We start from the raw sequence: 22988 nt of genomic DNA, 5'->3' as shown, positions 1-22988 counted from the left end.
ATACCAATGTTACTAATCATTTAATTTTTCTGCTGTTATAAGTAGAAGTATATTAGACTTTTTTATAATATTTAATTCCTCATCTGTAAAAACCTGTAAAGCAACTTTATCTAAAAATAAATCATACTTTTTTATATTTTTAAAGCCTACTTCTGTCATTAGTGATTTTAAAGTATCAAAATCTCTCTGATAAGACGTTACCACACAATCATTTGTGATACTTATTTCTATTGGACAACCATCACTATATTTATTGTTGTGCAAAGGTCTTGTAGGAAGTTTTAATATACTAAAAACCTCTGGGTAAAATGAAGCACTTAAAATATCTAAAGTACATATTAAAACCTTTCCACCTTTTTTTAAGCATTTATAACAATTTGTAATAAATGCTTTAAGTTTCTCTAAAGTATCTATGTATAAAATTACAAAAATATTGAAAACAATATCATATTCACCTTGACCTACTATCTCAGGGCTGGCAGAATCAGAGAAATCTAATACATGTAGCCCAATATTATTATTTGGTATGTATTGTTTACATAATTCTATTTGATAATAAGAAAGATCACATCCTACTAATTTTAGTGGACATTCTTTGGAAAAAATCTCTAAGTACCTACCAAATCCACATCCTACCTCTAATAGAGCCTTATCTTTTGCACTACCTATTAAATTTTTGATATGTGGATTAACAACATAATTGTTAAACCTATATTCCTTTGTTTCACTGTACGAGTTAGCAATGTTGCTCAATTTCCAAATGTCCATAATACTATTTTATAGATTTGATAATAAGTACTTATTATCATTTTAAATGCAATACAATGCAACGATTTATTAAGCATTTTACCCTCCTATAAATGCCGGTAAAAATAGCAAGCTTTTTTTGCCACTGAATTTCTATCTTATGAAATGGTTTTTTATATGTTTTATTTACAATAGTAATAAATAAAAATAAAATTGTATGAAAGAGGCTAATTGTTGGAAATCACAATTCGAAACTTGTTGCTATTCAAATAAGTTACTAGATAAACTATTACTGTTAAATGACAAGACAGATACGATAGATATTCTCAAAGTAAAAAAAGCTATTTACTACGCCAAAGAGTACCATGGTAAGCAAAAGCGAGATTCAGGGGAACCTTTTTATTCTCATCCAATTGAAGTTGTTTGTATTTTTACTAACTATACTTCACGGGAGAATATAAAATTTTTTAGAACAGATTTACTGGTTACATGTGTACTACACGATACGATTGAAGATACAGAGATTACTGAAAAAATAATTGCCAATAATTTTGGTAAGTTAGTTGCCAGTCAAGTTCAGGACTTAACTAGAATAAAAATGGATCGAAAAATTAGCTCAAAGGAAATGGTAGAGTCGTTATGGCTTCAAGGTAAATATGACATATTGCTTATTAAATTGTGTGATCGAATCCATAATATGCAAACAATTGAAATTAAACCACCTGAAAAAATAAAGAAAATAATACAAGAGACTAAGTATAGTTTTTTACCACTAGCTAAATATTTTGGCTCGACAATTGAAAATGAGCTACGCCAATTATGTTTAAAGCCAAAATTGTAATAGACCTCTTGCATAACCTAAAGATAATTGAGGAATTTTTAGGAAAAACGAAGTCGAGTACCGCAGCGTACTAAGATGTACGTGAGGAACGGAGACGAGTTTTGACAACAAAATTACCAATTATATTAGGTTATGCAAGGTCTAATGGAAGAAAACAAATTCTTCCTACTCTCCTACAGTCATTCATGAAAAGTTAGTGACGGGGAAACTATTTAGGTGAGTATGGCGTCCCCCAAGGCGTTAATTCTCTATAACGCCAATATTCTTTGTAAATATCGTCTAATTGTTCTATCTGTGCTTTTTCCACACCCCCAGCCCAAGGTTTTGTTCCTGAATAATGTAAAATAAATTTTGTATAATAATTTGTATTGGTTGTGCTTGATCTATAACTAGGGGTATGATTCCATTTATGTGAAATATGGTTAATTCTATCGTTAAAAGCTATATTTATTATATCTTGTTCAAACATTGAAAGAGAACATACAGTATTATTTAATGAATTTATTAAACAATCTTCCGCTTTATTATTTCTCATATTTTCTAAATTAAACCACATAACACCGGCATTTATATAAAAATACGGTAAAGCATGATTACACCCAAGTTCGTTATGACCAGGATTACCGGCATCATAGCTACCTGCCACAAAATAATCCGTCATATCAATAGTTTTAAAATAGCTTAAATCTTTTAAAACTATTAAATCAGCATCCAGCGATAATACCAAGGTTAAATTCGGCAAAATTTTACTAAAAAATGGTCTATAGCTTATTAAAAGAGGCCAGTCACAATTTTTAAATTTACTTTTTATTAATTCTATCGGCAGTAAATTATTATCAACATTTATAAAATTTATTTTGTAAGGCTTTATATCCTGCATAGATGACAGTTTTTTTTGCGATTCTATAGATATAGGGTCTTCCTGATCCATAATAAAATAAAAATCATAGAAGCTATCTAAGTCTGAATTTAACAAAGCTGATGCAATGGTAGTTGCAGCATGTACTGCATACTTATCATTTATAACAAGAGCAATATTAGTAACATTATTAGCCTCTATTCCGCTTAAATTCAAGGCTCGTTGATAGTTAGCAACGGCTGTCTTAAGGTCTATGTTCGCTTTCTCTAAAACAGAAGATCGACCTAATATATTAATCATGCTAAGCCTATAAAAAGCTTTAGCTGATAATTCAGGAATATTTAATGCTATCAGCTTATTAAGAAAAGCTACTTCATCTTGCATATAACCACTAAAATATTTTAGTAAATCTTCTTCTTTTAGGTCTTTAATAAAAGAAAAAATTTGTTCTTTATGATCTTTAATAATAATATGAGCTAAATTAAGGGCATATTCTGATTTATATAATAAATCTAAAGAATAGCTGCTGTTTTTTATGCCCCTATATAATTCAGCTTTTTCCTTTTTTAAAAGTTGTAAACGTGATAAACAATCGTAACCTTTGGCAATTGATACCCTATCTACCGCTTCTTCAATTTGGAAAAGACAAACCTTTTCAATGTAGTTTTTTCTTTCATCAGTTAAAAAACTATTGTTTAGATCATTAACCACCATATCAAATTCAAAACGATTTTTTCTTAAATTTGAGTAAATACGAGAGTAAGCATAATCACTTACTCTTTCGACAACTGATATTTTCCCATTTTGAATATTATCATTATTTTGCAGTGACACTAAGTCATTTGAAAATTTTTTTATTTTTATTTTTCTTTTATCATAAGAATAACCTCCTAATATAAATAATATTATTATTAACAAAGCTAATGCATATTTATATTTTTGTAATATTAATTTTTTATTCACTATTTTTCTCAATTTTATTTAAGTACTAAGACCATATTCAATATAGGATTGATTAGATTTAATGTATTCAATATCTGCTAAATACAGAAGATGATGGTTATCTTGTATATTTGCTGCAAATGTTTCGTTACCTTCTGCTGCTTGACTAAACATAAAACTTACTAATACTTGTAGTCTTTCGATAATCAAGTCTATCATCCCATTTTTATCTTTTTCAGCTAAACCATAAGCTTGGCAGAATAAACATGCTCTTATAATTTGCTCATCTATAGAACCAAATCCATCTTTATTATTGGGATTTGTCAGTGGAGCCCATCGGTAAAGGGCATAAGCAACATCCCATAAGCGTGACCCTGGGTGACAAGTGTCAAAATCAATTATTCCAACTGCTTGTTCTCCATTCAAAACAACATTATAAGGAGCAAAATCACCATGACATATTACTTCTTTTGGGTGTCGAGATGGCAGCTGCCAGCATTTTTCATCGGAAACAACTTTAATTAAGAAATTTTGTGATGCATCATGATATTTACGTAGAAGACTAGCAGCAGATGTAAGGGCTTTTATCGATGCAGCATTATTGCTGAGGGAATAGTTACTTACCTCTCCTTTTAAAAAGCTAACTATTTCTCGTCCTGAATTATCAAATCCCACAGGCTTGGGAGCCGAAAGAAAACCTTCACTACGAATATGATCTAGAAGATTGTGAACTTGTTTAGTCCAGAACCCAGCGGGACGGTAAATATAATCGCCAATATTAACTATTTGCTCTTCACGTCTTAGGTGTTGCGAATATTTTTTTTTAATGTGGATAGTACTCACAACAACCTAGATATTTTGATGACAAAACTACCCTAAATATAAGAACTTAGCTAAGTCTAAAGAAATATATTATTACAACTGAGCCTTAGCTTTAGCCACTATATCTGCAAAACCTTGCGGGTTGTTAACTGCCAATTCAGCTAGCATCTTACGATCAATATCTATTGCAGCTTTTTTAAGCCCACCCATAAATTGGGAATATACTAAATCATGCTCACGCACTGCTGCATTAATTCTTTGTATCCAAAGCCCTCTAAAATCACGTTTACGATTTCTACGATCCCTATAAGCATATTGTAGAGCTTTTTCAACTTTCTCAATTGCTACCTTAAAGCAATTATTAGACCGCCCTCTATAACCTTTAGCAAGTTTGAGAATTTTTTTATGGCGATTTTTTGAAATTTTTCCTGATTTTACGCGTGACATATCTCACCTATTTCCTTAGTTAAATTGTTAAATTCCATATGGAAGGAAGAATTTTTTTAAATTCTTTGCATCTTGAGTACAGAGAATCGTTGTTCCTCTAAGGTTACGAAGTTGAGCTTTTGTCCGACGTCTCATGAAGTGTTTTTTACCAGCTTGAGTGGCACAAACTTTACCAGTAGCGGTAAGTTTAAAGCGTTTTTTTACAGCTGATTTGGTTTTCAATTTAGGCATTATAGTTCCTTTATTTGGTATTTTAAGGCTGTATAGCAAAACTAGGCATACCAAAGCCATATTGCTATATGGTGAAATATAATATTTTTTATGAATTATTGCAAGTTAATTTTTATATTATAGTCAATTTAGGAGAAGTTGGTAACGTCGTCACTCTTAGGCGTCAGTTTAAAAAAATAAAGTAGAAAAATCGTCATTGCAAGCCACCTTAGGTGGCGTAGCAATCCATTTCTATTCACTTTTCTGGATTGCTTCGTGACCTTACGGTCTCCTCGCAATGACGGTTTCTCAATTATTGTTTTCTTAAACTAACGCTTATGCGTCACTCCATCACTCCTGCTATCCAATTTTCCTGAATTAACTATACATTGAGAAAATTTAGCCTATCGAATGTACTTCTTAATATGGGAATGTAGGATTTAATATTATTATAAATTTTATCTGCTAGCTGCTCATCATAAGTATGCGAAGTGATATTTCTATCTAGAAGCATTTTTAGCCATTCTTGTTCATGATCAATCAGATGTCCTTTAAAAGCCTCTCTTAAAACATCTTTAGGATATTGTACTTCTACTCCTTTGCTCTCAAGAATCGCCCTTAATAATTTCCAAAATAATTCTATTGTAAATTCAAATCTTTGAATGCTAGCGTCTATGTTACTTCGATCTTCTTGCTGAGGTTTAGATGCAATATCCTCTAAATAGGTTAAAGCTCTACTTAATTTTGAGAACCCTAACTCTATTTTAGGATTTTTCATATAATTTCACTCCTTCTCGTATTATAGATAATTTTAAGTCTGATGAATCATCCAATTCATCAAATCTTACACAATCTATTTTTAAAAGTGTATCAGCATTATCAATAATTTCTTGCAACTTTAACCAATCCTTAATGGTAGCATTAGGGCATATTATAGCTAAATCAATATCTGCTCTATCCTGATTATCGTTCCTTGCTCTAGAACCAAATAGCCAAATTTCTTCAACCACATTCTGTGATATTAAATCATTATAAAATTTATAGTCTTGCACTTTCACTTATTTATCCATTCGAGATATATTTTAATTTTCCTAATGACTCCACATTCTGAGTAGTTTTACTATTTGCCTATTCTCATCAATTGACTATAATGCTGTACATAAGTGAGCGACTTATTTATGCAATAGGTCTATTAACCTTTAATTTTAATTCATCAAGGTTAAATGTTATATTGATAATGGCACCACCTTCTAATCTGTTTGCTAACTCTAATGTTGCACAATGATCTTGTGCTATTTTTTTGATAATAGCCAGCCCTAGACCAGTTCCTTTAGATCTAGTTGTTATATAAGCTTCCGTAACCCTATCAATTAAATTTGCTTGGAAACCTACCCCATTATCATCTACTGTAATAATAATCTGATGGTCAGATTTAGTTATAGAAACAGTAATAACACCTTCTTGCAACTTAGTAAGCCCTATAGATTCTTCAGCATTTTTTAATAAATTAACCATAATTTGATTAATTTGAGTTGTGTCACAAATAAAATCTATATGCTGATCAGTTGTAATAAACTTATATAATATTTTGTCATTAATTAATTTTCGTGATTCAACCATATTTTTTACAAGAATTACTAAATCACAATCCGTAAATACTGGGGCTGGTAATCTTGCAAAATTAACAAATTCAGAGACAATCTTCTTAATATCTTCAGTGTGACGTACTATCATATTTATGTATTTGTTAAATTCTGCTTTATCTTCAACTTGATTACTGAATTTCCTCAATAATCTTTCAGAAGCAAGATGAATAGGTGTTAAAGGATTCTTAATCTCATGTGCGACTTTCCTGGCAACATCAGACCAAGCAAGTGCACGCTGAGCTATAACTAAATCTCTTTGTTGACGATCAATTTGTTTAATCATCCTATTAAAGGCTGAGGATAAAACGCTTATTTCATCTTTATTAATAACGTCTTCTGGTACCTGGATAGTTAGATCGCCATTTTTAACTTTTTCAGCAGCACCCACTAACTTTCGAATAGGGCTTACTATTTTTATAGCAAAAATCATCCCCCAACTTATTGCAGCTAACAGTAATAATAAAGCAATAAAAATAAATACTATAGAGAATTTGATCTGCATACTGGATATATGCTTTTTAAGACGATAATACTCTTCAGCTGCTCCATTAGTTTTATTAATATGATCGGTAATTTTAGCATCAATCAATCTACCTACCAACAAATATACATCATTCTGCTCTTTAAGTTTTATAAGCATACGAATCTTTGCTGGATCAGATTTTATCTCAACAATCTCTCCTATTTCGGCTCTTTTCATTAAATGAGATGGAATAGTAGCAAATGAAATTGCAAAACTTAAAAAGGTGTTAGCAATAACAGTATTAGTAGGCTTATGTAAAACTATAACTTCGTCAAGAGAACGCATCTCAGCTTCAGAATTTAATGTCTCATTAAATAAAATGGGGTTATGTATTAAGTCATAATACATTTCACTTAAATCATAAGCAACAGATAACGCTGTTTCTCGCAATTGCAGTTTATGCTCATTGATATAAGATTCTGCTACTATTATCGATTGATCAAGTACAGCAGAAATCTTTTTATCGAACCAAGACTGAATACCAAAGTTAAAAAAATATGCTGAAAATACTGAAACAATAATCGTTGGAATTGTAGCAACCAAACTAAAGGTAATGATGATACGATTTTGCAATTTTGAAGATTTCTCACCATCTCCTTTATCAACAAAATCTCGTAAAAATTTACGAGCTAATAAAATACCTAAAAATAATAAGATAGTAAGATCTACTAATATCAGCCCTATAACTCTACTTGGGTCTGGACCAAGAGACTTTGGCTCAATCGAAATCACGTAATAAGTTGAGCAAGCCAATATGACGGCTATAATTATTAGGATAAATACTAATTTACCGCTATCACAATATTTTTTAAGATTTTGGTAAAAGTGATTCAACATTTTCAACCTAAACGAACTCTAGTAATACTTGACCACTAACCACCAGATCCTTTTCATTAACTAGGATTTTAGCAATTTTCCCATTACGCTCAGCAACAAGTATATTTTCCATTTTCATAGCAGTTAAAACCATAATCTCTTGACCAACAATTACCTCACTACCTTCCTGCACTTTAATTGCAATAATTTGTCCTGCAAGCGGAGCTTGCATCTCTGTTTGCTCTTCTTGGATATTTTTGGTAATCATCAACGCTTCTAGTTCAGACATCCTTGGAGAACGAACATAAACTTTAACGGTAATGCCTGAATGCGATAACATATAACCTGTTACGATATTTTGAATTTTTATATTGGCTTTTCTACCATTTACAATACAGGAAAAAAGCCTACTACCTAAGTTCCAATTACTGCGTATGTAGATTCTATCATTTTCTTGTCTTATGTTATAACCGTAATCTACTGAGGTAATTAAAATTGGAAATAGCTTATCATCAATTGACACAACCCATCGAGTGCCAATTTTATTAGTTTGATCGATTATTTGACCAGAAATTAATGAGGCACGTTTTTGCTCGGTAATATAAACAAAAATGGCCGTAGCGAGGAATATTTTAGTAATTTCAGAAGTTAAACTTGCTCCAGAAAAACCATCTGGATATTCTTCTTCTATAAACGCGGTATTTATATCACCTGCTATAAAGCGAGGATGGGATATTACCGCTTCCAAAAAACTAATATTATGAGAAATGCCTTGTATTATGTAAGAACTTAAAGCAGAACGCATAACTTCAATAGCTTGCTTTCTAGTTTCTCCATAAGTACAAAGTTTGGCAATCATTGGATCATAAAACATACTGACTTCTCCTCCAAGCCCTAAACCAGTATCCACACGAATATTAGCATTTTTTGGCGGTTCTGAATATTCAGTAATTCTACCACTAGATGGCAAAAATCCACGCATTGGGTTTTCTGCACAAATTCTCGATTCAAATGCATGCCCCTTTAATTTTATATCTTCTTGGGAAAATGATAATTTTTCACCAGCCGCTATTTTTATCATCTCTTCTACTATATCAATACCAGTTATCAGCTCAGTTACTGGATGCTCAACTTGTAGTCTAGTATTCATTTCAAGAAAATAAAAATTCTTATCTAAATCAACTATAAATTCAACTGTACCGGCAGAGTAATAACCTACTTTACTAGATAAAGCTATGGTTTCTTTATACATTTTCTGCCGTATTTCCTCGGTAATAAAAGAACTTGGAGCTTCTTCAATCACTTTTTGATGATAGCGTTGAATTGAACATTCTCGCTCACCGAGGCAAACACTATTACCATACTGATCAGCTAATAATTGTATTTCAATATGCCTTGGAGATTTTATTAATTTCTCAATGAATAACCTACCATCACTGAAATTATTTACTGCCTCAAGCTTAGCTGATTCAAAGGCATTAGCCATTTCTTCAGAGTTTTTTACCACTCTCATGCCACGCCCACCACCGCCAGCTGTTGCCTTGACTATAACAGGGAAACCTATTCCTTCTGCAATTTCTATGGCCTGATTTATATTGCTAATAGTACCAATATAACCAGGAACTGTACTAACTCCGGCTTCCAAAGCGATTTTTTTTGCTTCAATTTTATCGCCCATTTTCTTAATGGCAGAAGCATTTGGACCTATTAAGGTAACTCCTTCCCTTTTTAAAATATTCGCAAAATTGGAATTTTCCGATAGAAACCCATATCCCGGATGTACTGCCCCAGCCCCGCTCGCTCTAATAGCATTTATAATATTTTTAATTGACAAATAGCTCTCAGTAGCAGGGGAATTACCAATATAATAAGCCTCATCAGCATATTGTACATGCATTGAGTGTGTATCGGCTTCAGAATATACAGCAACTGATTTAATACCCATCTTTTTTAGTGTTCGCATTATTCTTAAAGCTATTTCACCACGATTGGCGATTAAAATTTTATCAAATAATGGTTTGGTCATAAAATCTCGTGCTTAAATATAATATTAGACATTATAACAGATGTTTTGCTCCTCACTAATAGATAATTAAAGAAAATTTTACTAATTTTTATATATAGTCAATTGATGAGAAGTTGGTGACGTCGTCACTCGTCGCTCGCCTATTACTTATAGGCGTCGCTCCATCGCTCCTAGCACCAAATCCTCCTGAATTGACTATAAGTCGTCATTGCGAGCCACCGTAGGCATAGTACTCTACAATTTTTTATTTATTTCCTTATGATGAGTAAAAAAGCTGACTACTAAGCGTCATTGCGAGGAGCTACTTTAGTAGCGACGAAGCAATCCATTGTTGTGTCACCCCTGCTTCCGCAGGGGTGACACTGAGGTAAGCAGATATGACACTTAAGCTATTTAAAAAACTTGATCATCGGGTAATATGTATATTGTTAGTATCTCAAAAAAGGAACTTCTTGCTATTCTTCGCTCGTCTCTACAAAAATTGTACGAACTATAACAAACATTGCTAAGTCTTTTTTGATAAGATATTTGTGGATAATGTTTAGTAAAGACAACAATATTGTTGTGGTTGGTTGCGGGGGTTGGATTTGAACCAACGACCTTCAGGTTATGAGCCTGACGAGCTACCAGACTGCTCCACCCCACGATAATATGCATAGTCAATTGATAAAAAACTGGTGACGTCGTCGCTCCACATAGTTAAGAAAATACAGTAGAAAAGTCGTCTATTAGCGAGCCACCGTAGGTGGCGTGGCAATCCATTTTTAATCACTTTTCTGGATTGCTTCGTCGACCTTACGGTCTCCTCGCAATGACGGTTTTTCAATTATTGTTTTCTTAAACTAACGCTTATGCGTCGCTTCATCATTCCTATCCCAAACTCTCCTGAATTGACTGTAAAATACAGCCTAAAAATCTAAAGATTATCCTGCTTGTTAGCAAAAAATTTCCAAAACAAGCAAAACTTAGTTAAACCTTCTTGCCAAAATTAAGCCCAGCAAATTTTTTGTTAAAGTCACTAACATTTTTGTTAGATTGGTTAACAATATTTCCAGATTCTTTAGTCCATGCCGGATGTTTCCTGTAATCAACATCCATCAAAATCTCTTCTGCATGACCACCGGAATTTGTCTCAAAAACATCATTACTAACGATAATTTTGAACTTTTTATATTTCGGATGTATTCCAGCTTTCATAATGCAGCACCAACTTTTTTCTCAGCTATCTTTTTTTTAATCACTTGTGCTTTGTCCGAAAGTATATCACTTGATATTTTAAGCATATATTCATCAAAACCACCTACCTTCTCGACAGAACGTAGACATTTAGCATTTACCGAAAGCTTGTATTCCTGCCCAGTAAGCTCACTTGCAAACCTTACCACTCTTAGATTCGGCTCAAAGCGTCTTCTAGTTTTTCTTTGCGAGTGCGACACTTTATTACCGTGTAAAACACCAACTCCACTAAGCTCACATCTACGAGACATCGTGACTCCTATAATTATTCATCAATATTACATAATTATACTACTATTAGGGCTTTATGTCAATATCTACAGCTGTAAATAATACAAATATTTGTTAATTGTTAAAACTTTTGAAGAGATGGCAACATATCGCTCATTGAATAAAGAGCCGGTGGTTTATCAGATATCCAGATTGCCGTCTGAATTGCCCCATCAGCAAAGGACTCTCTTGACCCATGATGTTTTAGAGTAATGGTTTGGTTATCTCCTAAAAATAATACTTCGTGTTCTCCATGCAAACGCCCACCTCTAATAGAAGTAATGCCAATTTCACCAGCCTGCCTTTGTCCTTTTACAGTACGATCAAAGATCGCACATTGATTAAAATCTAAATTTCTAACTTTTGCCACAGCCTTACCTAACATTATCGCCGTACCAGACGGAGCATCTTTTTTCATACGATGGTGACAATCTAAAATCTCTATATCGTAAGTATTATCTAGAATTTCTGCCGCCTTTTTCGCTAGCATCGCTAGTAAATTTGCCCCTAAACTCATATTAGCTGAATAAAATATTGCTAGACTTTTGGAAACTTCATGTAAACGATCAAGTTGATAGTTAGTCAGACCAGTAGTACCAATAACTAATTTGTTGTTGTACATAATGGCATAATCAAGCAGTTTGTCCAATATCTCGCTACTAGAAAAGTCAATAATCACCTCAGAATTTTGACAAAATTCAGCAAAATCCCTTATGCTATTTTTTCTAGAAAATGTAGCAGAAAGCGTACAGCTATTTAATCCATGCATTTTTTGAATTATCATCTGCCCCATTTTACCGGTAGCACCACAAATACCTATAGAAATCATTTTAACTCTCTATATTGCCTTAAACAATGCACCAATGGTTTTAAATTACTTTTTACCATAGTACTTATCACTTTACCAACCAATATAACATGATCCCCCACTTCATATTGACTAAATTTGTTGCACTCAATATGGCAAACTGCTCCTTCAATCAAAGGGCAATTAGTAATTTGTCCTAAATTATATGAAACACCAGCAAATTTATCAGTATTAAACTTAGAAAAATGTCTAGAAATATCCTCTTGATTTTCAGCTAGAACACTAACAGCAAAATACTCACTACCAGTAAAAGCACTCATACTAAAGGATTTTTTATTAATACAAAACAATACCAATGGCGGTAACAAGGAAACCGAGGTAAAAGAATCTGCCGTAAAACCAAATAGCTTGTTATTGTATAAAGTAGTAATAATAGTAACACCCGTAGGCAAAGTGCTAAGAGCTTGTTTAAATTGTTCAGAATCCACTATTGCAGCCATTTTTTAGTAATGCGACTAATTGTACCATCTTTTTTTAATTCACTAATAGCTTTATCAATATTTTCAACAAGTTTAGAATCTTTTGGCATAGCGATAGCAAGCTCAGATGAGAATTCTGTTAAACTAAAACTAGCAAGATCAGGATTATTTTCAATAAATTTCTTAGATTGCGATTCCTCTAATACTACCACATCTACAACTTTCGATTTCAATTCTTCGACTAGCATTAAATTATTTGACAAATAATTTGTTCTAATATTAAACTGCTTGGCTAAATCCTGAACTATCACCGCCCATGTTGTACCAAGTTGCACACCAACAATTTTATTATCCAAATCTCCAACATTTTTCAAATCATCTGCTGTTCTATATAATACTGATACGTTAGTTGTTACATAAGGGGCTGAAAAGCTAATGTGTTTCTTACGTTCTTCAGTCACTGTTAATCCAGCAATTACTATATCAACATTTTCACTAGCTAAGGATGCAAGTAAGCCATTAAAATCAAAATTTTTAATTATAACTTTCTTCTCTAATTTTTCTCCTATAGCATTAATAATATCAATGTCAAGTCCCACTATTTGCCCATTTTGAATAAATTCGTAAGGGGGATTATCTGCGGAAGTCGCAACTATTAAGTTCTTTTCCTGAGGCTTGTTATCACAACCAACTATCAAAAAAGAACATATAATAAGGAAGAAAAGCTTTATTAATTTCATAAAATTAAATAACTATTTTAATTATTACTATATTATCGCACTTCTTGCACTCATATACAACAGACTTTTTAAAATTAATAACATGATTCTATACCAAAAAGGTATAAGCTAAAGTTAAGAAGGTAAAGAATGCAAATGAATCGGTTATGGTGGTCAGAAATACACCCGAACCAGTGGCGGGATCAATATTTAAATAATGTAGAGTAATTGGTATTGTCGAGCCAAAAAGACCAGCAATTAAGAAAGTTAGGATAACAGCTACGGAAAAAATTAAGCTAATCTGTGGTTCAGAAAGCATTACTAAGATTAACAATGCCCCAACTAATGCTAATATAGAACCATTAAATCCACATACAACTACTTCCTTAAGGATTACTTTCAGTACGTTACTATGGTGAATATCTTTGTTGGCAAGGGCTCTAACTGTTACAGTCATGGCTTGGGTTCCAGCATTTCCTCCCATAGAAGCAACAATAGGCATGATAGCTGCTAGTGCTATAAATTTAGCAATGGTCATACTGAATTGGTTAATGATTATCGACGTCATACAGGCGGTAATTAGATGGAGAAATAACCAAAGAAATCTATGTCTTACAGTATAAAATAGATTGTAGAATGTATCTTGGGTATGGACGCCCCCAAGTGACATTATATCTTTTTCTGTTTGCTGTTCAATGATATAGAGCATATTGTCTATTGAAATGGTACCTATTAGCTTACCGCTTTTATTGACCACTGGTACAATTGTTAAAGCATATTGTTTGAAAATAAAGCTTAATTCACTTAAGTTGGTAAAGAGATCGGTAATTTTAAACTCAGGGTTCATAAGCTCTTTTACTAATTCATCCCCCTTATGCTTAAGTAAAGTGCTTAGGAGTATACTACCTATAGGGCGATATTTACTATCTATCACAATAGCAGCATGAAAATCTTGGGCTATATGTTGTTCTCTAATAAAATCTATAGCTCTAGCTACTGTCCAATCCTCCTGAAATGATACAAAATGTCTTTCAATTACTCTACCAACAGTATTTTCTGGATAAGTACACCCTTCGATAATTTGTTGTCTTTTTTCTACTTTGAGGTTATCTAAGATCATTTCTTTGGTTATATCATCAAGATCTTCTATAACTTCAACAGCGTCTTCTATAGCAAGTTGATTAATTAAATGTACAGTTTTTTCTATACCCAAAATTTGGATTATTAGGGGTTTTCTACTTACACTAAGCTGCACTAAAGTCTCAGGTTTTAGTGTATCCTGTAATAATGGAAGAATTATTTTATATGTTTTCTGATTTATATTATCTAAAAAATCTGCAAGATCTGCATAATGGAGATTAGCCATAATCTTCACGGCTTTACCAACCTCATCATTATTCAGGAGATTATTAATTTGTTCAAATGTTGCATCAAATTGGTTTTGATGGATCGGTAACATATTTTTTGGTAGATTCTGCATAACTCCTCGTTAGCACAAATTTTTGTCGGCTTACGCCCTCTGTAATTGACGGGCAATGGCAACTGGGTTATAGTCAATTGATGAGAAGTTGGCGATGTCGTCGCTCGCCTATGAATTGACTATAATTGGTGCGGTCGAGAAGACTTGAACTTCCACTCTGTTAAGAACAGCCCCCTCAAGGCTGCGCGTCTACCAATTTCGCCACGACCGCATTAATATAATTGCTTTAGTTATTGCAGGCAACCTCCTAGGAATAAGGATAGTACCTAATTCAATCACTTTTACTACAGTTTGGATTTTGCCTATATATAGCAAATTATTCTATTAATATCAACATATATAGCTAACCTGATTAGTATTTATTCATACAAACTTGCGTCATTGCAAGGAGTGCGTAAACCGCACAACGAAGCAATCCATATAGTCTTGATGTATCTATACTAATTCTTATGGATTGCTTCGTCGTTGCTAAAGCGACTTCTCGCAATGACGCTTAGCAGTAAGCTTTTTTACTCATCATAAGGAAATAAATAAAAAATTGTAGGGCATGAACTCCATCTTTGCTATATGTCTTACATAATAGCCATAAAACTGGCATCTTCTAGCCATAAAATTTTGCAAATAATTTGATTGTCAGGATACAACTTGGCTACTAGATGTCGGTAAAAATTCAATTGATCAATATAAGACTCCTTAACTAGTTGACAATTTTTAGGTGGATTAGCATCGGATTTATAATCAATAATGGTTAACTTTCCCCTATCGATGGCAAGTAAATCAATCCTTCCTATCTTAACATCATCATTTAGACTTATCCCTATCGGTACTTCAGTTTTTAGCTCTTGAGAAATAAGTGCCATAAATTCTAAATTATTCAGTAACTTGTCAATATTTTTGTGAATTTTCTCTTGTAACATTGTTGGTAATTTATCAATAAATGGGTGGGTGTTCATACTAGAAAAATCATTAATCTTTACGGCATCTTCTAGAATCTTATGAAATATTCTACCATATTCCAAATGATCATTAACTATAAGAGGAGAATTGACCGAATAATTTTGTTTGGTATCTTTGGTGATTTTCTTAATAAGAAAAAGATTTGGTAGCCATTTAATGTCATTCTCGCATGGGTGCATTGGTGTCCTGATGAATTTATCCATATAAGCCCCTACCTCTCATTGTTTTAGTCTCTTCTACCCATTCTGACCTATAGTCAATTCAGGAGAATTTGGGACTAGGAGCATTGAGCAACAACGTTCCCAACTTCTCATCAATTAACTATAGCTCAAAATATAACTAATTAGTTATCGTAGACAGTATCCTCTATTGGATTTCCTAAACTGTGGAAACCATATGTCTCTTCTTTTGTTATTATAGTAGGTCCTTTCTTTATTAAATCTATAATATAATAAGTGGCACTGCCAAATATAAAAACATAAACTATCACAAAGGCAATTAATGAAGTAAAGATATATTGCCCTAGTACTGGTGAAGATGCTTCAGATGTTCTGATTATATTATATACTATATAAGGTTGCCTACCAATTTCCGTAACAAACCATCCGGACAACACGGCTACGAAACCAGTTGGCGTCATCAACATACACCAATATTGGAACCATTTAGTATCAAACAATCTTTTACGTAAATATAAGATTACGGCAATCACCCCAGTAATTATCATCAACATACCGATTCCTACCATTATTCGAAAACATAAAAATACTATTAATACCGGGGAGCGATTTTCTTTTGACCATTCTTTTAGCCCTTGTACTTCTCCATCTAAGCTATGGGTCAGTATTAAACTAGCAATTTTTGGAATATCTATCGTATATTTTGTTGTTTCTTCTTGATCTGATGGCCAGCCAAAGACCCTAAGGGCAGCACCTTTTTCTGTATCCCAAATACCTTCCATAGCAGCAATTTTTGCAGGCTGATGTTCTAGGGTATTTAACCCGTGTTGGTCGCCAATAAAAAGCTGTATTGGAGCAACAAATACTGCCATCAACATTGCCATACCAAACATGATTTTAGCATGGGCAACAAATTTTCTCTGTACAAGATACCAAGCAGCGACGCCACCAATAACAAAGGCTGTAGTTAAGTATGATGCAACAATCATATGACAGAAACGATATGGAAATGAAGGATTAAAAATAATTTCTAACCAATTTGTTGGATATAAAATATTATCGGCTCGTACTTCATAACCAGTAGGAGTTTGCATCCAGCTATTAGCTGACAGAATCCAAAAGGCAGAGATAATTGTACCAATTGCCACGATTAAAGTAGCAGCAAAATGCATTTTCTTACTAACTTTATTCCAACCAAACAACATCACTCCAAGAAAAGACGATTCCAAAAAGAAGGCAGCAAGCACTTCAAAACCGAGAAGTGGTCCAAGTACATTACCTACCTTATCAGAGAAACCTGACCAATTAGTACCAATTTGGTAAGACAGAACAACGCCGGATACTACCCCCATACCAAAGGTAATAGCAAAAATCTTAATCCAAAATTTATATATTTCTTGGTAAATATTATTGCCAGTTTTGAGCCATAACCCTTCTACTACAGCCAGCCAGCTAGCAAGACCAATTGTGAAGGACGGGAAAATTATATGGAAGCTTATAGTAAAAGCAAATTGTATACGAGATAGTAGATTAGGATCAAATTCCATAATAAATTAGTTGATTTTGTTGCTATTTTTATCTTTCATTCTAACATATACTATTTGTATAGTATACTCAAATAATTTGGAAATGAGGACAATAAATAATTAGGTAAGCGAGTTTTAGGCAAGAGATATAGTCAATCAACCTGAATTAGTGCCGAATAAGCACCCATTGTGCTGTCTATTAGCGAGGAAGCGTAAGCCTCCGAAGCAATCCTTTTAATAATTTTTGGGATTGCTTTGTCGCCACTAAAGTGGCTTCTCGCAATGACGTTTTTACCCTATCATTCCCACATAGGCAGGCTAGACCCCACAACTGTTGAAAGTTAGAAGAGGAAGCGGTTTTAGACCGGATAGTTTAAAAGTCGTATGTGGTCAACGTCTATTAGCGAGAAAGACCGTAGGTCGACGAAGCAATCCACAAAAGTAACCAAAGATGGATTGCCACGACCTACTTGCGTGGTCTCGCAATGACAGAAAACCTATCTAAAACCCGCTTTACCTTCTAACTTTCAACAGTTGTGGGCTAGACCCCTGCTTTCGCAGGGGTGACATCTGACTTTTTTGTCATTCCCGCGTAGGCGGGAATCTGGATACCGCACCGAAGCATGGATAACACAAAAATCGATATCTATGAGTCCCCTCGCGAATAGACATCTGTAAATTTGGCATAATGCTATAAGGTTAGTTCCAAGTTAATTCAAGAGAATTTTGGGCTAGGAACGATGGAGCGACGCCTATAAGTAATAGGCGAGCATTGAGCGACGACGTCATCAACTTCTCATCAATTGACTATATAAGATAATTTAACGTTAGACTGAATAATAAACAATAAATATTTTTAGTAAAATAATATTTGTTAATAAACTACTTGAAAAATATACACTTGCTGTAATTTTGCTGTATAGTTATCTTTTATCTTTATTATTTATGTAGGATATGTCAAATAATCAACAAAAATCAATAGCAGAATTAGAATATGGGGCTGACTCCATCAAAGTTTTAAAAGGTCTTGAAGCAGTTAAGAAAAGACCTGGTATGTATATTGGTGATACTGACGATGGTTCAGGATTACATCATATGATTTACGAGGTTGTTGATAATGCCATCGATGAAGCCTTAGCTGGTCACTGTGATCTAATTAAAGTAATCCTAAATGCCAACGGCTCTGTAACAGTGCGGGATAATGGACGTGGAATACCTGTTGATATCCACGAAGAAGAAGGTATATCAGCAGCTGAGGTTATTATGACCCAATTGCATGCTGGAGGTAAGTTTGACCAAAACTCTTATAAAATATCTGGTGGGTTGCATGGTGTTGGTGTATCTGTGGTAAATGCCCTATCAGAGTGGTTAGAGCTTAGAATTTGGCGAGATAATAAGGAATATTTTATAAAATTTAGAGATGGAGCTACTGAAACATCACTCACACTAAAAGGGGAGTCAGTAGAAAAAAGCGGTACAGAGATTACTTTTTTCCCATCTATTACCACTTTTAGCATGATAGAGTTTAATTTTGCTACTGTAGAGCATAGACTTAGAGAATTAGCATTTTTAAATTCTGGGGTTAGGATATTATTAAAGGATCACCGTTTTGCTGAACAGCAAGAAGTAGAATTTTGCTTTACTGGTGGTGTAGAAGCTTATGTCAAATATATAGATAAAGCTAAAACTTCATTACATAAATGTATATCACTCAATACTAATAATCAGGCAACAGGGATTACTTTTGAATTGGCAATGAATTGGAATGATTCATATCATGAAAATATTTTATGTTTTACTAATAATATAAGACAACGTGATGGCGGTACGCATCTTATTGCCTTTAAAGCAGCTCTTACCAGAGTTGTCACAACTTATACCGAGAATATTGGACTCAATAAAAAAAGTAAAGTAAACTTCACAGGGGATGACACTAGAGAAGGATTGTCATGTATTTTATCAGTAAAAGTACCTGACCCCAAATTTTCATCACAAACTAAAGATAAATTAGTTAGTTCTGAAGTCCGTCCTATTGTAGAAAATGCTGTATATACTAAGGTTTTAGAATGGTTTGAAGAGCATCCTAGTGACGCAAAAATAATTATTAATAAAATTATTGAAGCGGCAACTGCTAGAGAAGCAGCCAAAAGAGCAAGGGAATTAACTCGTCGAAAATCAGCCCTGGAAATTTCAAACTTGCCTGGAAAACTTGCTGATTGTCAAGAAAAAGACCCTGCTCTTTCGGAGTTATTTATTGTGGAAGGAGATTCGGCTGGCGGTACAGCAAAGCAGGGTAGAGACAGAAAGTTCCAAGCAATTTTACCATTACGAGGTAAAATCCTGAATGTTGAAAGAGCTAGATTTGATAAAATGTTAAATTCTGAGCAAGTAGGAACGTTAATAACAGCTCTTGGGACAGCTATTGGTAATGAAGATTTTTCTTTGGATAAACTAAGATATCATAAAATAATTATTATGACTGACGCTGATGTTGATGGTTCGCATATCAGAACTTTATTGCTTACTTTCTTCTACCGGCATATGCGGCAATTAATTGATAAAGGATATTTATATATAGCTCAGCCGCCTTTATATAAGGTGAAAAAAGGTAATAACGATTTTTATTTGAAAAATGAACAAGCTTTGCAAGATTATTTAGTAAAAAATACTATTAGTGATGCAACAATTATGTTGTATAATGGACGAGAGATCAGTGGTTCTGATCTTGAGGAGATAATCAAGAAAGCTATCCGGTTCGTTACATTACTTGATCAAGTTGGCAAAAAATTTAATCGACAAATTGCAGAATGTTTAGCTATCAAAGACTTGTTAGGTAATCAAATATTTGCGGCAGATAAGACAAATGAAATAAACCAGGCCTTGAATATTTTAAATCTTGGTGATATATCACCTGATAAAACAGATTGGCAATTTGTAGTTAGCACCAATAAAATAGAATTTTTCCGCTTTGTTCGGGGACAAAAAGAAAGTAAAATTTTATCAAAAGAACAGCTTGAATCTTTTGAATTTATTCAGCTAGCCAAATCATTTACTCCGCTTGCAGATTTATTTATTGAGCCAACAAAGTTATTAATTAAAAACCAGGAACATATTATTACACTGCCTAGTATGCTGATGAATTATATATTGGAAAGCGGAAAAAAAGGTATATCTATTCAGCGTTTCAAAGGTCTTGGGGAAATGAATTCTGATCAGTTAGGAGAGACAACATTAGACCCTCAAAGAAGAACTTTATTGCAAGTTAAAGTACATGAACAAGATAGTGCTGAAATAATTTTTTCAACATTAATGGGAGATATTGTTGAACCTAGAAGACAATTTATTCAAGCAAATGCCTTGAATGTAATTAATTTAGATGTTTAAAATTTAAATCTTCTCCTGAATTGGTTCACTATTATAGTTTAAATTAATGTGCAACAATTTAAAAACCCTGCATGCGATGTAATTTATTTTCTGTAATCTACTAGCTAGGCTAGCTTGTTTGTGCTATTATTTACTTAATAAAGTTTATAATATATTTCTAATATGACAGTAGAATTTTTTGATAATATATCAACCAAAGAAACTAATATTGTTAAAGATAACAATAAACCACCGAGAATGAGGATAGGTACCGATAATTTTGAGACGTTATTGCTAAATAGTGATGTATTTGTTGATAAAAGCCTAATGATCAAAGAATTATTGGAAGATAGTGGAGAAGTAATCCTAATCACCAGACCAAGGCGGTGGGGTAAGAGCTTGAATATGAACATGCTCCAGAAATTTTTTGAGATAGAGGTGGATGAGAGAGGTATGCCTTTACCTGAAGAGGATAGAGTAAATAACAAGCTATTTACAGGTGGTACAGTAGATTTAGGTATTAAAGGAAAAAGGACTTTAGAACCTTTAAAGATTAACGGTAATGAATATGCCATGATTCAACAAGGTCAATTTCCGGTGATTTTGCTCAATCTTAAAGATGTTAAAGGCAGTAACTACCAGGAAATTGAGAATGGAATAAAAAATCAAGTAACTAATTTGTTTACAAACCATCGATACTTAAAGCGTTATATAACAACAGATGAAAAATTACTAGATGATGCACAAAAGGAAAAGTTAAATCGATATTTTACAGGAAAGCTTGATAAGGAAGACTTAAAAGATAGTTTACGGGTTTTGAGTGAAGTACTGTACAAACATTTTGGTCAAAAAGTTTACATATTAATTGATGAATATGACACGCCGATCAATAGTTCGTACATTGAATTTGGTGATAAATTAAAAGAATTTGACGACGTACTAAAAATATTCCGCGGGATGTTTGGCAGTAGTTTAAAAACTAATCCTTATTTAGAAAAAGGCGTAATTACTGGTATATTACGGGTTGCTAAAGCTAATTTATTTTCGGATTTGAATAATGTTAGTGAATATAGCTTGCTTGATGAAAAATATTCTAAGTTCTATGGTTTTACTCAAGCAGAAGTTGATGAATTGTTAGCAAAAGTACCAACAGCAACTAATCCTGAAAAAATTAAAGCTTGGTATAATGGCTATAGTTTTGGTGGGGAGATAATCTATAATCCATGGTCGATTATGCAATGTTTGGCTCATAAAGGCAAGCTTGATCATTACTGGCTTGATAGTGGGGGGACGGCTCTTGTTGATAAAGCATTATTGTCAGATGGAATGCAACAAGATATTCAGCTACTCGCTAGTGGCAAAAATATTATCTCCCCTATTACCAGACAAATTAGTTTCAGTGATATTAACACACGGTCAGGGCTATTTAGTCTATTACTATTTAGTGGTTATTTAAACCCAATGGTAATCGAGTCAGAAGAGGATATTTATCAATTATCCGCTCCTAATAAAGAGGTAAAACACATATATAATGCAAGATTATTGCAGTGGGTGAGCAACAAGTTACAAATGGATAGTTCTTTATATTATTCATTTGCTAGTTTGCTGCCGGCAGGTAAAATAGAAGAATTTAAAGAAAGGCTGCAAGAATTATTACTAAACGCTACTAGTTTTCATCAAACTGGCGAGAAAAAAGCCGAGCTATTTTATAGTGGCTTTATGCTAGGTTTAATTAACACGTTATCTCTTGGCTATATAATAGACAGTGAAAGAGAAACCGGTAGCGGTAGGGCGGACATTGTGCTACTACCCAAGATAGGTAAAGGTGACAATGCTATTATTATTGAATATAAAATATGTAAATCTCCTGATATTTTAGAATCTGTTGCCAAAGAAGGGTTAGATCAAATCGTGAGAAAAAAATATGAGGCTAAAATAAAAGAACACTCTCATGTTCAGAAAATTATCAAAATTGCTATGGCTTTTTGCGGCAAGGAAGTGGCACTAGAATATCAGATTGATAAAATTTAATTGCCTTTTCCTCTAATATTGATTATAGTCAATTCAGGAGAATTTGGGGCTAGAAACTATG

20 protein-coding genes and 2 tRNA genes are annotated in these 22988 nt (G+C 33.3%); 3 read left to right on the top strand and 19 right to left on the bottom strand.

All coding sequences use genetic code 11. From position 1 onward, the window contains the following. Window positions 1-12 precede the first annotated feature (12 nt). A complete protein-coding gene (locus AAGD20_RS01240; protein ID WP_341749108.1) occupies window positions 13-768 on the bottom strand; it encodes a class I SAM-dependent methyltransferase in 756 nt (251 codons plus the stop codon). Window positions 769-964: 196 nt separating this feature from the next. Between AAGD20_RS01240 and AAGD20_RS01235 the strand changes: the two genes are divergently transcribed. Further along, entirely contained in the window at window positions 965-1588 is a 624-nt protein-coding gene (locus AAGD20_RS01235; RefSeq protein WP_341749107.1) for an HD domain-containing protein, read from the top strand. Window positions 1589-1796: 208 nt separating this feature from the next. Here AAGD20_RS01235 and AAGD20_RS01230 read toward each other — a convergent pair whose 3' ends face one another. From AAGD20_RS01230 to AAGD20_RS01140, 18 genes are all read right to left on the bottom strand, one after another. Further along, the gene (locus tag AAGD20_RS01230) at window positions 1797-3410 is read right to left on the bottom strand and encodes a glycosyltransferase family 8 protein (protein ID WP_341749106.1); all 1614 of its coding nucleotides are present in this window, start codon (window positions 3408-3410) and stop codon (window positions 1797-1799) included. Between the two features lie 18 nt (window positions 3411-3428). Further along, window positions 3429-4232, bottom strand: coding sequence for a phosphotransferase enzyme family protein (locus tag AAGD20_RS01225; protein WP_341749105.1), 804 nt, complete (start codon window positions 4230-4232; stop codon window positions 3429-3431). 72 nt (window positions 4233-4304) lie between these two features. Continuing rightward, window positions 4305-4658 (bottom strand): 50S ribosomal protein L20, encoded by a 354-nt coding sequence (gene rplT, locus AAGD20_RS01220; protein WP_341749104.1) that lies wholly within the window; start codon window positions 4656-4658, stop codon window positions 4305-4307. Between the two features lie 27 nt (window positions 4659-4685). Beyond that, window positions 4686-4889: a 50S ribosomal protein L35 gene (rpmI, locus tag AAGD20_RS01215; protein WP_094648668.1), complete on the bottom strand. Its 204-nt coding sequence runs from the start codon at window positions 4887-4889 to the stop codon at window positions 4686-4688. 361 nt (window positions 4890-5250) lie between these two features. Then, window positions 5251-5646, bottom strand: coding sequence for an HI0074 family nucleotidyltransferase substrate-binding subunit (locus AAGD20_RS01210; RefSeq protein ID WP_341749103.1), 396 nt, complete (start codon window positions 5644-5646; stop codon window positions 5251-5253). After that, complete coding sequence (locus tag AAGD20_RS01205; protein WP_239832523.1) at window positions 5633-5920, bottom strand: nucleotidyltransferase domain-containing protein; 288 nt, start codon at window positions 5918-5920, stop codon at window positions 5633-5635. The genes AAGD20_RS01210 and AAGD20_RS01205 overlap by 14 nt, the downstream gene beginning before the upstream one ends. 124 nt (window positions 5921-6044) lie before the next feature. Next, window positions 6045-7874: a PAS domain-containing sensor histidine kinase gene (locus tag AAGD20_RS01200; protein WP_341749102.1), complete on the bottom strand. Its 1830-nt coding sequence runs from the start codon at window positions 7872-7874 to the stop codon at window positions 6045-6047. Window positions 7875-7881: 7 nt separating this feature from the next. After that, window positions 7882-9879 (bottom strand): acetyl/propionyl/methylcrotonyl-CoA carboxylase subunit alpha, encoded by a 1998-nt coding sequence (locus AAGD20_RS01195; protein WP_341749101.1) that lies wholly within the window; start codon window positions 9877-9879, stop codon window positions 7882-7884. Window positions 9880-10448: 569 nt separating this feature from the next. Continuing rightward, window positions 10449-10525, bottom strand: a tRNA-Met gene (locus AAGD20_RS01185). Window positions 10526-10848: 323 nt separating this feature from the next. Beyond that, window positions 10849-11076 (bottom strand): 50S ribosomal protein L31, encoded by a 228-nt coding sequence (gene rpmE / locus AAGD20_RS01180; RefSeq protein WP_341749100.1) that lies wholly within the window; start codon window positions 11074-11076, stop codon window positions 10849-10851. Continuing rightward, entirely contained in the window at window positions 11073-11366 is a 294-nt protein-coding gene (rpmB, locus tag AAGD20_RS01175; RefSeq protein WP_094648653.1) for a 50S ribosomal protein L28, read from the bottom strand. The genes rpmE and rpmB overlap by 4 nt, the downstream gene beginning before the upstream one ends. A 101-nt stretch (window positions 11367-11467) precedes the next feature. Beyond that, entirely contained in the window at window positions 11468-12214 is a 747-nt protein-coding gene (gene dapB, locus AAGD20_RS01170; protein WP_341749099.1) for a 4-hydroxy-tetrahydrodipicolinate reductase, read from the bottom strand. Continuing rightward, window positions 12211-12693, bottom strand: coding sequence for a flavin reductase family protein (locus tag AAGD20_RS01165; protein ID WP_341749098.1), 483 nt, complete (start codon window positions 12691-12693; stop codon window positions 12211-12213). Before AAGD20_RS01165 ends, dapB begins: the two co-directional genes overlap by 4 nt. Then, complete coding sequence (locus AAGD20_RS01160) at window positions 12681-13412, bottom strand: ABC transporter substrate-binding protein (protein WP_094648650.1); 732 nt, start codon at window positions 13410-13412, stop codon at window positions 12681-12683. Before AAGD20_RS01160 ends, AAGD20_RS01165 begins: the two co-directional genes overlap by 13 nt. 88 nt (window positions 13413-13500) lie before the next feature. Next, window positions 13501-14871, bottom strand: a complete 1371-nt coding sequence (gene mgtE / locus AAGD20_RS01155; protein ID WP_341749097.1) for a magnesium transporter — start codon at window positions 14869-14871, stop codon at window positions 13501-13503. 126 nt (window positions 14872-14997) lie between these two features. Beyond that, a tRNA-Leu gene (locus AAGD20_RS01150) sits at window positions 14998-15082 on the bottom strand. Window positions 15083-15443: 361 nt separating this feature from the next. Continuing rightward, window positions 15444-16031 (bottom strand): PD-(D/E)XK nuclease family protein, encoded by a 588-nt coding sequence (locus AAGD20_RS01145; RefSeq protein ID WP_341749096.1) that lies wholly within the window; start codon window positions 16029-16031, stop codon window positions 15444-15446. Between the two features lie 140 nt (window positions 16032-16171). Then, window positions 16172-17554, bottom strand: coding sequence for a cytochrome ubiquinol oxidase subunit I (locus AAGD20_RS01140; protein ID WP_341749095.1), 1383 nt, complete (start codon window positions 17552-17554; stop codon window positions 16172-16174). Window positions 17555-18487: 933 nt separating this feature from the next. Between AAGD20_RS01140 and gyrB the strand changes: the two genes are divergently transcribed. Both gyrB and AAGD20_RS01130 read left to right on the top strand, forming a co-directional pair. Further along, window positions 18488-20917 (top strand): DNA topoisomerase (ATP-hydrolyzing) subunit B, encoded by a 2430-nt coding sequence (gene gyrB, locus AAGD20_RS01135; protein WP_341749094.1) that lies wholly within the window; start codon window positions 18488-18490, stop codon window positions 20915-20917. Window positions 20918-21079: 162 nt separating this feature from the next. Continuing rightward, window positions 21080-22927 (top strand): AAA family ATPase, encoded by a 1848-nt coding sequence (locus AAGD20_RS01130; protein ID WP_341749093.1) that lies wholly within the window; start codon window positions 21080-21082, stop codon window positions 22925-22927. The last annotated feature ends 61 nt before the right edge of the window (window positions 22928-22988 follow it).

Source organism: Candidatus Tisiphia endosymbiont of Sialis lutaria (genome assembly GCF_964026535.1).
Taxonomy (GTDB): Bacteria; Pseudomonadota; Alphaproteobacteria; order Rickettsiales; family Rickettsiaceae; genus Tisiphia.
This window is presented reverse-complemented; position numbering and strand designations above follow the sequence as displayed.

Coding starts and splice junctions, on each gene's coding strand:
- AAGD20_RS01130 (WP_341749093.1), top strand. CDS start 21,080: ATGACAGTAGAATTTTTTGATAATATATCAACCAAAGAAACTAATATT.
- AAGD20_RS01160 (WP_094648650.1), bottom strand. CDS start 13,412: ATGAAATTAATAAAGCTTTTCTTCCTTATTATATGTTCTTTTTTGATA.
- rplT (WP_341749104.1), bottom strand. CDS start 4,658: ATGTCACGCGTAAAATCAGGAAAAATTTCAAAAAATCGCCATAAAAAA.
- AAGD20_RS01210 (WP_341749103.1), bottom strand. CDS start 5,646: ATGAAAAATCCTAAAATAGAGTTAGGGTTCTCAAAATTAAGTAGAGCT.
- rpmB (WP_094648653.1), bottom strand. CDS start 11,366: ATGTCTCGTAGATGTGAGCTTAGTGGAGTTGGTGTTTTACACGGTAAT.
- AAGD20_RS01195 (WP_341749101.1), bottom strand. CDS start 9,879: ATGACCAAACCATTATTTGATAAAATTTTAATCGCCAATCGTGGTGAA.
- AAGD20_RS01200 (WP_341749102.1), bottom strand. CDS start 7,874: ATGTTGAATCACTTTTACCAAAATCTTAAAAAATATTGTGATAGCGGT.
- AAGD20_RS01165 (WP_341749098.1), bottom strand. CDS start 12,693: ATGGCTGCAATAGTGGATTCTGAACAATTTAAACAAGCTCTTAGCACT.
- rpmI (WP_094648668.1), bottom strand. CDS start 4,889: ATGCCTAAATTGAAAACCAAATCAGCTGTAAAAAAACGCTTTAAACTT.
- mgtE (WP_341749097.1), bottom strand. CDS start 14,871: ATGCAGAATCTACCAAAAAATATGTTACCGATCCATCAAAACCAATTT.
- gyrB (WP_341749094.1), top strand. CDS start 18,488: ATGTCAAATAATCAACAAAAATCAATAGCAGAATTAGAATATGGGGCT.
- AAGD20_RS01235 (WP_341749107.1), top strand. CDS start 965: ATGAAAGAGGCTAATTGTTGGAAATCACAATTCGAAACTTGTTGCTAT.
- AAGD20_RS01240 (WP_341749108.1), bottom strand. CDS start 768: ATGGACATTTGGAAATTGAGCAACATTGCTAACTCGTACAGTGAAACA.
- rpmE (WP_341749100.1), bottom strand. CDS start 11,076: ATGAAAGCTGGAATACATCCGAAATATAAAAAGTTCAAAATTATCGTT.
- AAGD20_RS01140 (WP_341749095.1), bottom strand. CDS start 17,554: ATGGAATTTGATCCTAATCTACTATCTCGTATACAATTTGCTTTTACT.
- dapB (WP_341749099.1), bottom strand. CDS start 12,214: ATGATTTCTATAGGTATTTGTGGTGCTACCGGTAAAATGGGGCAGATG.
- AAGD20_RS01145 (WP_341749096.1), bottom strand. CDS start 16,031: ATGGATAAATTCATCAGGACACCAATGCACCCATGCGAGAATGACATT.